This window comes from Mesorhizobium sp. M7A.F.Ca.US.014.04.1.1 (assembly GCF_003998745.1).
GTDB classification, from domain to species: Bacteria; Pseudomonadota; Alphaproteobacteria; order Rhizobiales; family Rhizobiaceae; genus Mesorhizobium; species Mesorhizobium ciceri.
This window is the reverse complement of sequence record NZ_RZRW01000081.1, coordinates 1-14,789: the sequence shown is the minus strand read 5'-3', so window position 1 is coordinate 14,789 and position 14,789 is coordinate 1. Positions and strand designations below refer to the sequence as shown.

Below are 14,789 nucleotides of genomic sequence, written 5' to 3'. Positions count from 1 at the left end.
AACGAAAAATACCCCCCGCCTCGACTGACCGGCACGCTAGGGCACATAATTTAAGCCATATCTAATATAGGTTACGCCGTTGCCTGGCACTGTCAAGCCGCGAGCGGCAGGGCTGGCGGCAGGCGCTGCTTGGGATCGCGGTTGAGAGCGCGAGGCTGGGGAGCGAGCCTGATCCCCCCCTCGAGGGGGAGATGTCGCCGAAGGCGACAGAGGGGGCCGCCGCGCGTGGGGCGCTGACCTCTTCTTCGTTCCCGCAGGGGCCCGGCGCTTGATGTGGGGCGACCCCCTCTGGCCTGCCGGCCATCCCCCCTCAAGGAGGGAGATTCGCGGCGTCACCGATTTCGCCAATCACGAGCGCCCCAAAAGGAAAAGGCCGGCCAAACGGCCAGCCCCTTTCCACATGCGCAATCTCCGGTCTCAATATACTTCGCCGGCTAACTAACGCTCCTGCTTCAGCCTTCTGCACAGCTCATCAAGCTGCTCCAGCGACCGGTATGAAACCCGCAAAGTGCCGCCCTTGCCCTTGTGATCCACTGACACAATCATGCCGATCGTATCGGTCAACAGCTTTTCCAGCGCCAGCGTATCGGCGTCCTTTTGCTCCGGACTTGGCGCCGGCTTGGCTTCCTTGGTGCTGCTGGTGCCGGCCGGTATCTGGGCCAGCGCTTCGGCCTGGCGCACCGAAAGGCCCTCTTCGACGATACGCTTGGCAAGGCCGGCCGGATCTTCCGCCGTCACCAGCGTGCGGGCATGGCCCGCCGACAGCGCGCCGTCGACCAGCATGTCGCGGATCACATCCGGCAGCTTCAGGAGCCTGAGCGTGTTGGCGACATGGCTGCGGCTTTTGCCGATCACCTGGCCGAGATCGGCCTGGGTGTAGCCGTGCTCATCGATCAGCTGCTGATAGCCAAGCGCTTCCTCGACCGCATTGAGGTCGGTGCGCTGGACGTTTTCGATGATCGCCAGCTCGAGCGCGGTGCGGTCGTTGACCTCGCGGATGATGACCGGGATCTCGGACAGCCCGGCGCGCTGCGCCGCGCGCCAGCGCCGCTCGCCGGCGATGATCTCGTAACGGCCGGCCTGTGCCGGCGAAGGACGCGCCACCACCGGCTGGACGACGCCGTGTTCGCGGATCGACTGGGCAAGGTCGGTCAGCTCGGCGTCGCCGAAATGCCGCCGCGGATTCTTCGGATTGGGGGTCAGGAACTCGATCGGCACCTTGCCGTCGGCGCTCATGCCTGGTTTTTCAGGCGCAGCTGGGCGATCGATCTCGCCGATCAGCGCCGCCAGCCCACGCCCCAGTCTCTTTCTCGAAAGGTCTTCGCTCATCTTTATTCCAGGTTCCGGATCGTTTCGGTATCGAATCGGCTCTTTAAATTGCAGGGAGTCTAATCAAGCGGCGCGTAACTTGCGCTCGCGGCGGATCACTTCCGACGCCAGTTGCAGATAGGCCTGACTGCCCGAGCATTTCAGATCGTAAAGGATCGCCGGCTTGCCGTAGGACGGCGCCTCGGACACCCGCACATTGCGCGGGATGACGGTCTCGTAGACCTTGTCGCCCATATGCGCCCGCACATCCTGCACCACCTGGTTGGCGAGATTGTTGCGGCCGTCATACATGGTCAGCACGATGCCCTGGATGGTGAGATCCGGATTGATCGAGCGGCGCACCTGCTCGACCGTCTCCAGCAACTGGCTGAGACCTTCGAGCGCGAAGAACTCGCATTGCAGCGGCACAAGAACAGAATCGGCCGCAGCCATTGAATTCAAGGTCAAAAGGTTGAGCGATGGCGGGCAATCGATCAGCACATAGCCAAAGGGTGCGCCGCGCTCGGTCGCGGCGCGCAGCGCATTACGCAACTTGAGCACCCGGTCGGGCGCGGAGGCGATCTCCATTTCAATGCCGAGCAGGTCGAGCGTCGACGGCACGATCGACAGGCCGGGCACCGCCGTCGGGATGGCCGCGGCCTCCAGCTCCAACTCGCCGGTCAACACGTCATAGGAGGACACCGTCCGATCCTTGCGGTCGATGCCGAGGCCGGTGCTGGCATTTCCCTGCGGATCGAGATCGACGATCAGCACCTTTTCGCCGATCGCGGCCAGCGCGGTCGCCAGATTGATGGCGGTGGTTGTCTTGCCGACGCCGCCTTTCTGGTTGGCTACGGTGATGATTCGGGGGCCATTCTTCATCATGGGTTTATGCCAGAAATTCATTTTGGGCGCCAAATCGCCTGTCAGTGACGGATCAGACAGGTCGCAGGTTGGACAATTCCAGGATGACGCCGCCAGCGTCGGTCACACTGGGATGTTCTACCAGATCGAAGGACCATCGGTGAACGCTTTCTTGCACTTCGGTGCGGTAATCCCGGCCTTTGTGGAACAGGCCGCGCGCGCCTGAAATCAGCCAGGGCGCCGACAGGTCCAGCAACGTCGAAAGCGGAGCCAGCGCCCGCGCCGTGACGATCTGCGGCGTCGAAACAAGCGCATGACTGTCGTCGATGCGGCGCGCCACCACCCGCGCCGGCAGGCTGAACTGCCCAATGACGGTCTGCAGGAAGGATGCTTTTTTGCGATTGCTTTCAACCAGATCGATGCTGGCGCCGTCGCGCTCGGCCAGCAGGAAAGCCATGACAAGGCCCGGAAATCCGCCGCCTGAGCCGATATCCACCCAGCGTGTGGCTTGGGGCTCTATGCGCGCGAGCTGCGCGCTGTCCAATATATGACGCTGCCAGACGTCGCCCGAGGTCGATTGCGCCACCAGATTGATGCTGCGATTCCACTTCTGGAACATCTGCTCGAACGCCACCAGCCGATCGAATGTTTCACGTGAAACCGGGCCTGCCGTGTCCTGCAGGCTCGCTAGGGTCATAGAACTCACGCAACATCCTTTTGCAGGCGCTGGGCGCTCTCCGCGTGACGGACATGCGCGACAATGATCGCCAGCGCCGCCGGCGTCATGCCTTCCATGCGCTGGGCATCGGCGATGGAGCGCGGCCGCCGCGCCTGCATCTTCTGCTTCAACTCGTTCGACAGACCCGGCACTCCGGCGAAATCGACCGTCTCGGGGATCAGCCGGCTCTCTTCATGCCGGATCTGCGCCACATCCGTCTTCTGGCGATCGAGATAGACTGAATATTTCGCCTCTGTTTCGAGGCGCTCCGCCGTCTTGCCGTCGATCGCCGCGAATCGCGAATCGATACGACCCAGCCAGGCCACGTCGACGTCGGGATAGGACAGCAATTCATAACCGGACCGGCGCACGCCGTCCCGGTTGATTTCCAGCCCATGACGCGCCGCCTCGTTGGGCGTCATTGTGAGCAACTTCGCCAGCTCCCGCGCTTCATCAAGATTCTGCATGACATCCCCGTAGCGTCGCATTCGCTGCGCCGAGGCGATGCCAAGCTTCGCAGCCACGGGCGTCAGCCGCTCATCGGCATTGTCGGCGCGTAGCGACAGCCGGAACTCGGCCCGCGACGTGAACATCCGGTAGGGCTCCGCAATGCCCCGGCTGGTCAAATCATCGACCATGACGCCGATATAGGCCTCGGTGCGGCTGAGCACGATCTGCTCGCTGCCCGCCGCCCGCCGCGCCGCATTGAGGCCGGCAAGCAAGCCTTGCCCGGCCGCTTCTTCATAGCCGGTCGTGCCGTTGATTTGCCCGGCGAGGAACAGGCCACTGACGCGCTTCGTCTCCAGCGTCTGATGCAGCTCGCGCGGATCGACATGATCATATTCGATGGCATAGCCGGGCTGCAGCATGACGGCTCGCTCCAGCCCCGGAATGGTTTTCAAGATGTCGAGCTGCACATCCTCGGGCAGCGAGGTCGAAATGCCATTGGGATAGACGGTGTCGTCGTCCAGGCCTTCCGGCTCCAGAAAAATCTGGTGCCCGTCCCTGTCCCCGAACTTGACGATCTTGTCCTCGATCGACGGGCAATAGCGCGGCCCAACGCCTTCGATCGATCCGGAATACATGGCCGAGCGACCGAGATTGGCGCGTATCAACTCATGCGTCGCGGTCGTCGTCCGCGTAATGCCGCAATCGATCTGCGGCGTGGTGATACGGTCGGTCATCAGCGAGAACGGCACCGGATCCGCATCCGCCGCCTGGCTTTCCAGCGACGCCCAGTCGATGGTCCGGCCATCGAGCCGCGGCGGCGTCCCGGTCTTCAGCCGTCCAAGCTTGAAGCCGGCGCGGTCCATCGTTGCCGACAGGCCGAGGCTCGCCTGCTCGTTCATGCGGCCGGCGACGATCTTCTTCTCGCCGATATGGATAAGCCCGCGCAGAAAAGTCCCGGTCGTCAGGACGACCGCGCCACAGGCAAGGCGCCGGCCGTCGGCTAGGAGAACCGCCGTGATCTGCCCGTCGGCGATCTCGAAGTCCAGAACCTCGCCTTCGACCACGTCGAGATCGTTCTGCTGCCGAATCGCTTCCTGCATGGCAAGGCGATAGAGCTTTCTGTCGGCCTGCGTACGCGGGCCGCGCACCGCAGGGCCTTTGCGGCGGTTGAGCAGGCGGAACTGTATGCCGGCCGCATCCGCCACGCGGCCCATGAGGCCGTCCATGGCATCGATCTCGCGCACCAGGTGGCCCTTGCCGAGCCCGCCGATCGCGGGGTTGCACGACATGACGCCGATCGTGTCGAAACGCAGCGTCACCAGCGCCGTCCTGGCGCCGGCGCGCGCGGCAGCGCTGGCCGCCTCGCAACCCGCGTGGCCGCCGCCCACCACAACCACATCATAGCGATTGGTCATTTCCAAACGTCCTGGACTCAGAAGAATGAGGGACACATGTCCCTGCGGAGCGACGCTGTCAAGAAAACTCCGCGACAAGTTTCACGTGAAACAGCCGCGCCGCTAGTCAGCCCAGTGTTTCACGTGAGTCATCGGGCCGCCTGACACGTTTCACGTGAGTCATGCAGGCGGCGCAGCGCGGTGGTGGCCCAGATGAAGCCTACCCGCCTTCGGGGTTCGTCGAAAATCACGAAGCCATGCAGCAAAGCAACATACGATCTAAAGGGAGCTCACGCCGCAGCGACCCTGTTTCACGTGAGTCATTTCCCGATGCAGAACTGCGAGAAGATCACGTCCAGCATGTCCTCGACGTCGATGGCGCCGACGATTCGGCCGAGGCGATCGGCGGCGAGCCGCAACTCCTCCGCGCGCAACTCCTGCTCGTTCATCCGGCCGTCAGTGGCGCGATGCAGATGGCGGTTGGTCTCGCCAAGCAATTCGACGTGGCGAAGGCGCGACGGCAGGACATCGCCGACGCTGCCGGCTGACTCCGACGCGCGCCGGCCAATCTCCGCCAGCAATTCCTCCACGCCGGTCCCCTCCTCCACCGAGATGACAAGATCATAGTCGGCGGTCGCGTCGGGCACTGCACGGCCGTCGATCAGATCAAGCTTGGTGCCGACAAGCAGGGTGGGCGCCACGGTCGGCAGCTCACCGACATCCCTTGGTTTCGCCATGTCGTGAAGCAACAGCAAGAGATCGGCGCCATGCGCCTTGGCCCTCGCCTTCTCGATGCCGATCGCCTCGACCTTCCCCGGCGCATCGCGCAACCCGGCCGTATCCGTAAGCCGGACACGCAGCCCCTGAAGATCAAGTGTCACTTCAAGCAGGTCGCGGGTCGTGCCTGGTTCATCCGTTACTATAGCGGCATCGCGCCGCGCCAGGGCGTTGAACAGACTCGACTTACCGGCGTTGGGGGCACCGAGGATGACGACCTCAAAGCCGTCGCGAATGATCTCGGCGGCGCGAAATCCGGCGATGTGCCGGTCGATCTCGTCGATCATCGTTCTGACATCAGACCAGACCGCATCCGAAACGGAACCAGGGACGTCTTCCTCGTCGGCGAAATCGATCTCGGCCTCGATCATGGCGCGGGCATGGATCAGCCTGCGGCGCCAGCCGAGATAGAGTTCGCTCTGTACGCCGTCGGCATTCTGCACCGCGAAGCGCCGCTGCGCCTCCGTCTCGGCATTGACGAGATCCGCCAGCGCCTCGGTCTCGACCAGGTCTACCTTGCCGTTCAGAAAGGCGCGACGCGTGAATTCGCCCGGTTCCGCGTGCCTGACGCCGTCAAACCCGGTCATCGTCTCCAGCATTTTTGCCACAACGGCACGGCCGCCATGAACGTGGAATTCCGCGACGTCCTCGCCGGTGAAACTGGCCGGACCGGGAAAGAACACGACCAGCCCGGTGTCGAGCACGGCTCCATCGGGTGCCCGCATCTTGCGCAGAGCCGCCGCGCGGTCCTTAACCATAGCCCCAGCAATCGTTTCGACGACGAATCGAGTCTGTGGGCCGGAAATTCGGATGACGGCGACGCCGGCAGGCAGCCGGCCGCTCGACAGCGCTACGATGGAATCGCCTGAAATCATTTGCCCGCTCTACTGAACCGCCCTAGCTTCACGCCTATCAGCCAATCGCACCCGAGTTTGCCCAGTGACGCTGCCCGCGCAAAACCTGCTTGCCGAAGAAGCCAGCCCCTATCTGCAGCAGCACAGCGGCAATCCCGTCCACTGGCGGGCCTGGTCGCCGGCTTCGCTCGAAGAGGCGAAAGCGCTGGATAGGCCGATCCTGCTCTCGGTCGGCTATGCCGCCTGCCATTGGTGCCATGTCATGGCGCATGAAAGCTTCGAAAACGATGGCATCGCCGCCGTCATGAACCGTCTGTTCGTCAATATCAAGGTCGACCGCGAGGAGCGCCCGGACATCGACCAGATCTATATGGCGGCGCTGTCCTCGATGGGCGAGCAGGGCGGCTGGCCGCTGACCATGTTCCTGACCCCGGACGGCAAGCCGTTCTGGGGCGGCACCTATTTTCCGCGCGAGCCGCGCTACGGCCGCCCCGGCTTCATCCAGGTGATGGAGGCGGTGGACAAGGCGTGGCGGGAGAAGCGGGCGAGCCTCAACCAGAGCGCCGACGGCCTGACGACGCATGTCGAGGCGAGGCTCGCCGGTTCGCATGCCAGAACCGTGCTCGACCGCGCCACGCTGGCGGAATTGGCCAAGGGCATCGACGGCATGATCGACCGTGATCTCGGCGGATTGCGCGGCGCGCCTAAATTTCCCAACGCGCCGTTCATGCAAACGCTGTGGCTGTCCTGGCTGCGTGATGGCAATGCCGCCCATCGCGACGACGTCCTCAACAGCCTCGAACAGATGCTGCGCGGCGGCATCTACGACCACATCGGCGGCGGGCTCAGCCGCTACTCGACCGATGCCGAGTGGCTGGTGCCGCATTTCGAAAAGATGCTCTACGACAATGCCCAGCTCCTCCGCTTCTGCAACTGGGCCTATGCCGCAAGCGGCAATGAATTGTTCCGGGTGCGAATCGAAGAGACGATCGGCTGGCTGCTGCGCGAAATGCGCGTCGACGGCGGTGCCTTTGCCGCCAGTCTCGATGCCGACAGCGACGGCGAGGAAGGTCTGTTCTACACCTGGAGCCGCGACGAGATCGAAGCCGCCCTTGGCGACGATTCCGCATTGTTTTTCAAGCACTTCACGCTCTCCAGCCCGCATGGCTGGGAAGGCGAGCCGGTCGTCCACCAAACCTGGTCCCAGCAATCGCAATATGTGATCCACCGCGAAGAGATCAGCGCGCTCAAGGCGAAACTCCTTGCTGTCCGGGAAGAGCGGGTCAGGCCCGGCCTTGACGCAAAGACCCTCATCGACTGGAACGGCCAGATGATCGCGGCGCTTGCCGAGGCCGGCCGGGCGCTGGCGCGGCCTGACTGGATCGATGCGGCGGCAAAGGCCTTTGCCCATATCAGCGCTGCCAGCCGCGACGGCCGCCTGCCGCATTCGATGCTCGGTGCCAGAAAACTGTTCCCTGCTTTGTCCAGCGACTATGCCGCCATGGCCAACGCAGCGATCTCGCTGTTCGAGGCCACTGGAAATTGGAGCTATGTCGACCAGGCCGGCCAGTTTGTCGAGCAGCTCGAGCATTGGCACGCCGACGCCGAGAAGACAGGTTACTACCTGACTGCTTCCGACAGCACCGACGTGCCGATCCGCATCCGCGGCGATGTCGACGAAGCCATTCCGTCCGCCACCGGCCAGATCATCGAGGCGCTGGTCAGGCTCGCCTCCGTCACCGGCAATCTCGAGCTGCAGGAGAGAGCCTGGCACGTCGCCGAGCATGCCGCCGGCCGCGCGGCGCAGCAGGCCTATGGCCAGGCCGGCATCGTCAATGCCTGCGCGCTGGCGATCGAGCCGCTCAAGCTGGTGTTGGTGGATGAGTTCACAGATCCAAAGCTCGTTCCGGTTGCGAATCGAAACCCGGACCCGCGCCGCATCGACATCGTCGTGCCGATCGGTACGGCAGCGAATCGATCCTTGCTACCCGGTGGAATCCTGCCGCCGACCGACAAGGCAGGTGCATGGTTGTGCACGGGGCAGGTTTGTTTGCCGGCGGTGACGGATGCTGAAGAGCTCGAGCGATTGTTGCGACGGCGATAGTTTTGCTAACCGCCGGCGAGAGACGCCCCCCTCTGGCCTACCGGCCATCGCCCACTCAAAATGGGGAGATCGGCAGCTTCGCTGTTCCGTTCACCTTACGGCGTTGATAATTGCCGAAAACGACCAAGGGCGTAATCTCCCCCCTAGAGGGGGAGATGCCCGGCAGGGCAGAGGGGGGCGCGAAGGATCGCTACCCCATCCCCTTACGTGTTCATCGAATCGAAGAAATCCGCATTGGTCTTGGTCTGCTTCAGCTTGTCGATCAGGAACTCGATCGCGTCGGTGGTTCCCATCGGCGCCAGGATGCGGCGCAGCACGAAGATCTTTTGCAGGTCCTGCTTGGAAACCAGCAGGTCTTCCTTGCGGGTGCCGGACTTCAGGATGTCCATGGCCGGATAGATGCGCTTGTCGGCCACCTTGCGGTCGAGCTGGATTTCGCAGTTGCCGGTGCCCTTGAACTCTTCGAAGATGACTTCGTCCATGCGGCTGCCGGTATCGATCAGCGCGGTGGCGATAATGGTCAGCGAACCGCCTTCCTCGATGTTGCGGGCGGCGCCGAAGAAGCGCTTCGGCCGCTGCAGCGCGTTGGCGTCGACACCACCGGTCAGCACCTTGCCGGATGACGGCACGACGGTGTTGTAGGCGCGGCCGAGACGGGTGATCGAATCGAGCAGGATGACGACGTCGCGGCCATGTTCGACCAGGCGCTTGGCCTTCTCGATGACCATTTCGGCGACCTGCACGTGGCGCACCGCGGGCTCGTCGAAGGTCGAGGAGATCACCTCTCCCTTCACCGAGCGCTGCATGTCGGTCACTTCTTCCGGCCGCTCGTCGATCAGCAGCACGATCAGATAGCATTCCGGGTGGTTGGCGGTGATCGAGTGGGCGATGTTCTGCATCAGAACCGTCTTGCCGGTACGCGGCTGCGCGTTGATCAAGGCGCGCTGTCCCTTGCCGATCGGCGCCACCAGGTCGATCACACGGGCCGATATGTCCTTGGTGGTGACATTCTCGATCTCCATCTTCAGCCGCTTGGTCGGATAGAGCGGCGTCAGATTGTCGAAGTGGATCTTGTGACGGATCTTCTCGGGATCGTCGAAATTGATGGTGTTGACCTTGAGCAGCGCGAAATAGCGCTCGCCCTCTTTCGGGCTGCGGATCGGCCCTTCGACAGTATCGCCGGTCTTCAGCGAAAAGCGCCGGATCTGCGACGGTGAAATATAGATGTCGTCGGGACCTGGCAGGTAATTGGCGTTGGCGGAGCGCAGGAAGCCGAAACCGTCCTGCAGCACCTCGACCACGCCATCACCGATGATCTCGATCTCCTGGGCGGCCAGCTTCTTCAGGATCGCAAACATCAGCTCCTGCTTGCGCATGACGCTGGCGTTTTCGACCTCGAGCGATTCGGCATAAGCGATCAGCTCTGGCGGTTTCTTGTTCTTGAACTCGGCGAGTTTCATTTCTTGCATAGACGGACCTTGAATAGATGGAGTCTGGGTAGGCTTTGGGAAAATATCGGCGGGATGCGACAAATGCCGGGCGCGGCCGAAAACAACGAGGGGCGGCGCATGACGGGAAGGAAGACCCGTCTTTTATCGTCGGTCGGGTGAAAGAGCAAGCTGCGTTTTGCATGGCCTATGAAGGCCTAAACGCATCAATGCCTGTCGCAGTCTCCTGGCCGTTTTTGAGCGACATGCATCAGAACGGCTTGACCACCACCAGGATGACGATTGCGATCATCAGCAATGTGGGGATCTCGTTGACCATCCGCCAGTGCCTGGCCGGTTTTTCATTACGGTCCTCGGCGAATTTGCGCACCGCGCCGGCCAGATAGCCATGAACGGCGGACAGCAAAAGCACCGCTCCGATCTTGGCGTGCAGCCAGCCGCCCTGGAAACCGAAACCCTTCCAGGCGAGCCACAGGCCGAACACCCAGGTGACGATCATCGCCGGGTTGATGATGCCGCGCAGCAGGCGCCGCTCCATCACCTTGAAGGTTTCCGACTGCACCGAGCCCTTCTCGGCATCGGTGTGGTAGACCAGCAGCCGCGGCAGATAGAGCATGCCCGCCATCCACGAGATGACGGCGAGGATATGGATCGCCTTGGCCCAGGGGTAAAAACTGTCGGGTGCCGCGAAATACAAAAGCGCGGTGAAAACGATCAGCACGGCGATACCTGATATCATGCGCATCATCGCCTGGCCGGTGCTGTTCGTGTTGTTCATCTGAGCCATCAGCGTGTCGCGCTCCGCACCTGTTTCACCATCGCCTCGACATGGGCGATCGGCGTCTCCGGCGTGATGCCGTGACCGAGGTTGAAGATCAGCGGCCCGTCTCCCAGCGCTCTCAGGATCGCCTCGACGCCATCCGACAGCGCCTTGCCGCCAGCGACGAGCCGCAAGGGATCGAGATTGCCCTGAACCGCACCCGAGCGCTGCAATTCCTTCGCCGCGATCAGGGGCACCGTCCAGTCGATCCCCAGCGCCGTCACGCCGGTCTTCTGTCGATAGGTCCGGTAGCGCGAACCGGCGCCCTTGGGAAAACCGATGATCGGGACATCGGGATAAACCGCCCGCACCCGGCCAACGATCTCGGCCATCGGCTGAACGCAGAACAAATCGAAAGTTTCATCGTCCAGCACGCCGGACCAGGAATCGAAAATCTGCACCACATCCGCGCCCGCCTCGATCTGGCGGATGAGATAGGCGGCCGAATGTTCGGCAAGCACCTTCAGCAATCGTTGAAAGGCCACCGGCTCGCGATAGGCAAAAAGCCGCGCCGGCGCCTGGTCGGGCGTGCCATGGCCGGCAATCATGTAGGTCGCCACCGTCCACGGCGCGCCGCAGAAGCCGATCAGGGTTGTCTCGTCGGGCAATTTGGCCCGCAACCGGCGAACCGTCTCGTAGACCGGTTCGAGATTCACGTGAAACACCTTGCCTTCCAGAGCCAGAATCTGCGGCGCGGTGATCGGCGTCAGCAGCGGCCCTCTGCCCTCTTCGAAACGGACGTCACGGCCAAGCGCATGCGGAACGACAAGGATATCGGAAAACAGGATCGAAGCATCGAAGCCGAAGCGCTCGATCGGTTGCAAGGTCACTTCGACGGCAAGGTCTGGATCATAGCAGAGATCGAGGAACGAGCCTGCTCGCCTGCGTGTCTCCCGATACTCCGGCAGATAACGCCCTGCCTGACGCATCATCCAGAGCGGAGGCGGAAAATGAGCCTTGCCCTTCAGGACATCCAGCATGATCCGGTTCTGGGGCATCGAGCGCTCGCTTCTTCCGGCCTCTTCTATAATCAAAGATTCTTATATCTAAGATTCTTCTGATTCTAAGAGTCTGTTGGTTCTGGTGATTGCCACCTGTCCCGCTTTGCCCCGGAAAACACCAGCCAACATATTGTCGCGTGCTTCTTTTTCCCAGATGTAGGGTTCTGGGGATAGGTCGGAATCGATCAATCGAGTCAAAGCGTTAGGCAGAGCGGTGAAAGGCAGGTCCTGTGGACGGACTGTAGGCGAAAAAAGCCGTCCCCAAACTTGTCCCCAGTCGCCCGACGAAGCTGACAGCGCATCGAATTGTGGACAAACTGCCATCTGATACAGTCGCCTCCGACCGCCCCCTCTTTTCATCCCGCTTTATCCACAGAAGCCCACAGCCCCAGGTGACCCCCTGTGAACAAACCCCAGAGCTTCTTCCACCTGCACCTGATTTCCGACGCGACCGGCGAAACGCTGCTCGCCGCCGGCCGGGCGGCTTCGGCACAATACAAGGATGCGCGCGCCATCGAGCATATCTATCCGCTCATCCGCACCGAAAAGCAGGTGGCGAAGGTGTTCGAGGATATAGAGGAAGAGCCGGGCATCATCCTCTATACGGTCGTGGACCAGAAGCTGGCGCGCGGCATCGACGAGCGCTGCGCGGCCATGGGCCTGCCCTGTGTGTCGGTGCTGGAGCCGGTGCTGACCGTGTTCCAGTCCTATCTCGGCACCCCCGCCGGCCGCCGCGTCGGCGCCCAGCATGTTCTCGACGCCGAATATTTCCGCCGCATCGACGCGCTCAATTTCACCATGGACCATGATGACGGCCAGCTGCCGCTCAACATGGACGATGCCGATGTCGTGCTGATCGGCATTTCTCGCACGTCGAAGACGCCGACCAGCATCTATCTCGCCAACCGCGGCATCAAGACCGCCAACATCCCGATCGTGCTCGGTGTGCCGGTGCCGGAAAGCCTGGTTGCCGCCAGCAAGCCGCTCATCGTCGGGCTGATCGCCACCGCCGAGCGCATCTCGCACGTCCGGCAAAACCGCATCCTCGGCAACAGCAGCTCGTATGAGGCATCAGACTATGTCGACCGCGCGGCGATCAGCGAAGAACTCGCCTACGCCCGCAAGATCTGCACGCGCCATGGCTGGCCGATGATCGACGTCAGCCGCCGCTCGATCGAGGAAACGGCGGCGGCCATCGTTGCCCTGCGGGGGAAGAATAGATAGGGCAGGTAAGATAAGTGAGCACCAGCACCCCTCATCCGACCTCGCTTCGCGAGGCCACCTTCTCCCACAAGGGGAGAAGGAAGAACGTGGCACCGTCGTCTCCGCAAGATACCGCCAGTTGGCGATTTGCAGCGGCGTACGCGCGGGACTTCCCTTCTCCCCTTGTGGGAGAAGGTGGCCGAGCGAAGCTCGGTCGGATGAGGGGTGCGTGACGGAGCGCCAACATGGGTGAATCAGCATGATCGAAAAACTCATCCTTGCTTCCGGCAGTCCGTTCCGCAAGGCGATGCTGGTCAATGCCGGCGTCGATGTCGAGGCGGTGCCGGCCGATGTCGACGAGCGCGCGCTCGAGTCGCCTTTGCAGGATAGCGGCGTCTCGCCCGAGGACGTCGCCCTGGTGCTGGCCGAGGCTAAGGCGACCGAAGTCAGCGAGCGCAGGCCGGGCGCCCTGGTGCTGGGCTGCGACCAGACGCTGTCGCTCGGCGACGAGGTGTTCCACAAGTCGGCTGACATGGAGGGTGCCCGCCGTCATTTGCTGGCGCTGTCGGGCAAGACCCATCAGTTGAACAGCGCCGCCGTGCTGGTTCGCGACGGCAAGGTTCTGTGGCGGCATGTCGGCATCGCCTCGATGACCATGCGCAAGCTCGATCCCGCCTTTATCGGGCGCCATCTCGCCCGTGTCGGTGCCAAGGCGCTGGGAAGCGTCGGCGCCTATCAGATCGAAGGCGAAGGCATTCAATTGTTCGAGAAAATCGAGGGCGATCATTTCACCATTGTCGGCCTGCCGCTGTTGCCGCTGCTGGCCGAACTGCGAGACCTGGGGGCGATCGATGGCTGAGGCGTCGAAAAAAGCCTTCGTGTCGGGCCATCCGGTCAAGCATTCGCGCTCGCCGAAGATCCATGGTCACTGGCTGGCCAAACATGGCATCGACGGAAGCTACCAGGCCATCGATGTCGCGCCGCAAGACTTTGCCGTGTTCGTGGAAACATTGCAGGCAAACAATTACCGCGGTGGCAACATCACCATCCCGCACAAGGAAGCGGCCTTCGCATTGGCCGAACGCCGCGACCAGGCGGCGCAAGAAATCGGCGCCGTCAACACGCTGTGGTTCGAGGACGGCATCCTGTGGGGCGGCAACACTGACGGTCACGGCTTTGCCGCCAACCTCGACGATCATGCACCGGGCTGGGCAAGCAAGGGTCCGGCGGTGGTGCTCGGCGCCGGCGGCGCGTCGCGCGCCGTCATCCATGCGCTGAAGGAGCGCAGCGTTGCCGACATTCGCATCGTCAACCGCACTCTGGCCCGAGCGCAGGAATTGCGCGATCGTTTCGGCACCGGTGTCTCGGCGCATGGCATGGCGGCGACCAACGAACTGCTCGGCGATGCCGGCCTGCTGGTCAACACCACCGCGCTCGGCATGCATGGCAATGAAGGCCTGTCGGCGGATCCCGCCCGGCTGCCCGACCATGCCATCGTCACCGACATCGTCTATGTGCCACTGGAGACGCCGCTGCTTGCGGCCGCCCGAGCGCGAAATCTGAAGACGGTCGACGGTCTCGGCATGCTTCTGCATCAGGCCGTGCCTGGCTTCGAGCGCTGGTTCGGCATCAGGCCGCGGGTGACGGCCGAACTTCGGGCCCTGATCGTCGCCGATCTGGTGCCGAAGCCATGATCGTGCTCGGCCTCACCGGCTCGATCGGCATGGGCAAGTCGACCACAGCCAGGATGTTCACTGACGCCGGCGTGCCGGTCCACGATTCCGACGAGACGGTGCATCGCCTCTATGCCGGCAGGCAGATAAGCGGCTCTCACATCGACAGCTGGCG

13 protein-coding genes are annotated in these 14,789 nt (G+C 62.9%); 5 read left to right on the top strand and 8 right to left on the bottom strand.

Translation table 11 applies throughout. The annotated features are described in order from the left end of the window. Positions 1-438: 438 nt before the first annotated feature. The 5 genes from EOA22_RS08295 to mnmE form a co-directional block, all read right to left on the bottom strand. Positions 439-1,329: a ParB/RepB/Spo0J family partition protein gene (locus EOA22_RS08295; protein ID WP_013528737.1), complete on the bottom strand. Its 891-nt coding sequence runs from the start codon at positions 1,327-1,329 to the stop codon at positions 439-441. A 63-nt stretch (positions 1,330-1,392) separates the two neighbouring features. After that, the gene (locus EOA22_RS08290) at positions 1,393-2,193 is read right to left on the bottom strand and encodes a ParA family protein (RefSeq protein WP_013528736.1); all 801 of its coding nucleotides are present in this window, start codon (positions 2,191-2,193) and stop codon (positions 1,393-1,395) included. 52 nt (positions 2,194-2,245) lie between these two features. Next, positions 2,246-2,878, bottom strand: coding sequence for a 16S rRNA (guanine(527)-N(7))-methyltransferase RsmG (gene rsmG / locus EOA22_RS08285; protein ID WP_063169597.1), 633 nt, complete (start codon positions 2,876-2,878; stop codon positions 2,246-2,248). Then, on the bottom strand, positions 2,875-4,755 hold the full coding sequence (gene mnmG, locus EOA22_RS08280; protein WP_127389917.1) for a tRNA uridine-5-carboxymethylaminomethyl(34) synthesis enzyme MnmG: 1,881 nt from the start codon (positions 4,753-4,755) through the stop codon (positions 2,875-2,877). Before mnmG ends, rsmG begins: the two co-directional genes overlap by 4 nt. Before the next feature lie 299 nt (positions 4,756-5,054). Then, positions 5,055-6,386 (bottom strand): tRNA uridine-5-carboxymethylaminomethyl(34) synthesis GTPase MnmE, encoded by a 1,332-nt coding sequence (gene mnmE / locus EOA22_RS08275; protein ID WP_127224152.1) that lies wholly within the window; start codon positions 6,384-6,386, stop codon positions 5,055-5,057. A 64-nt stretch (positions 6,387-6,450) separates the two neighbouring features. Here mnmE and EOA22_RS08270 point away from each other — a divergent pair, with 64 nt between their 5' ends. Next, a complete protein-coding gene (locus EOA22_RS08270) occupies positions 6,451-8,469 on the top strand; it encodes a thioredoxin domain-containing protein (protein ID WP_063169600.1) in 2,019 nt (672 codons plus the stop codon). Between the two features lie 203 nt (positions 8,470-8,672). On the opposite strand, the gene rho is transcribed toward EOA22_RS08270, so the two are convergent. The 3 genes from rho to hemE form a co-directional block, all read right to left on the bottom strand. Continuing rightward, positions 8,673-9,938 carry a transcription termination factor Rho gene (gene rho / locus EOA22_RS08260; RefSeq protein WP_013528732.1) on the bottom strand — a complete coding sequence of 422 codons (1,266 nt, stop codon included), beginning with the start codon at positions 9,936-9,938 and terminating at the stop codon, positions 8,673-8,675. A 229-nt stretch (positions 9,939-10,167) separates the two neighbouring features. After that, positions 10,168-10,704: a protoporphyrinogen oxidase HemJ gene (hemJ, locus tag EOA22_RS08255; protein WP_024504091.1), complete on the bottom strand. Its 537-nt coding sequence runs from the start codon at positions 10,702-10,704 to the stop codon at positions 10,168-10,170. Beyond that, on the bottom strand, positions 10,704-11,735 hold the full coding sequence (hemE, locus tag EOA22_RS08250; protein ID WP_024504092.1) for a uroporphyrinogen decarboxylase: 1,032 nt from the start codon (positions 11,733-11,735) through the stop codon (positions 10,704-10,706). The genes hemJ and hemE overlap by 1 nt, the downstream gene beginning before the upstream one ends. 405 nt (positions 11,736-12,140) lie before the next feature. On the opposite strand from hemE, the gene EOA22_RS08245 reads away from it, so the two are divergent. The 4 genes from EOA22_RS08245 to EOA22_RS08230 form a co-directional block, all read left to right on the top strand. Continuing rightward, positions 12,141-12,962: a pyruvate, water dikinase regulatory protein gene (locus EOA22_RS08245; protein WP_013528729.1), complete on the top strand. Its 822-nt coding sequence runs from the start codon at positions 12,141-12,143 to the stop codon at positions 12,960-12,962. A gap of 238 nt (positions 12,963-13,200) precedes the next feature. Next, on the top strand, positions 13,201-13,800 hold the full coding sequence (locus tag EOA22_RS08240) for a Maf-like protein (protein WP_063169601.1): 600 nt from the start codon (positions 13,201-13,203) through the stop codon (positions 13,798-13,800). After that, entirely contained in the window at positions 13,793-14,635 is an 843-nt protein-coding gene (locus EOA22_RS08235) for a shikimate dehydrogenase (RefSeq protein ID WP_063169602.1), read from the top strand. Before EOA22_RS08240 ends, EOA22_RS08235 begins: the two co-directional genes overlap by 8 nt. Continuing rightward, positions 14,632-14,789 (top strand): dephospho-CoA kinase (locus EOA22_RS08230; RefSeq protein WP_127389916.1); only part of this gene is annotated, 158 nt, incomplete at its 3' end. The genes EOA22_RS08235 and EOA22_RS08230, both read left to right, overlap by 4 nt.

Bases quoted from the DNA above. Each gene is read 5' to 3' on its own strand.
- EOA22_RS08295 (WP_013528737.1), bottom strand. From the start codon at position 1,329: ATGAGCGAAGACCTTTCGAGAAAGAGACTGGGGCGTGGGCTGGCGGCG.
- EOA22_RS08290 (WP_013528736.1), bottom strand. From the start codon at position 2,193: ATGATGAAGAATGGCCCCCGAATCATCACCGTAGCCAACCAGAAAGGC.
- mnmG (WP_127389917.1), bottom strand. From the start codon at position 4,755: ATGACCAATCGCTATGATGTGGTTGTGGTGGGCGGCGGCCACGCGGGT.
- mnmE (WP_127224152.1), bottom strand. From the start codon at position 6,386: ATGATTTCAGGCGATTCCATCGTAGCGCTGTCGAGCGGCCGGCTGCCT.
- rho (WP_013528732.1), bottom strand. From the start codon at position 9,938: ATGCAAGAAATGAAACTCGCCGAGTTCAAGAACAAGAAACCGCCAGAG.
- hemJ (WP_024504091.1), bottom strand. From the start codon at position 10,704: ATGGCTCAGATGAACAACACGAACAGCACCGGCCAGGCGATGATGCGC.
- hemE (WP_024504092.1), bottom strand. From the start codon at position 11,735: ATGCCCCAGAACCGGATCATGCTGGATGTCCTGAAGGGCAAGGCTCAT.
- EOA22_RS08240 (WP_063169601.1), top strand. From the start codon at position 13,201: ATGATCGAAAAACTCATCCTTGCTTCCGGCAGTCCGTTCCGCAAGGCG.
- EOA22_RS08235 (WP_063169602.1), top strand. From the start codon at position 13,793: ATGGCTGAGGCGTCGAAAAAAGCCTTCGTGTCGGGCCATCCGGTCAAG.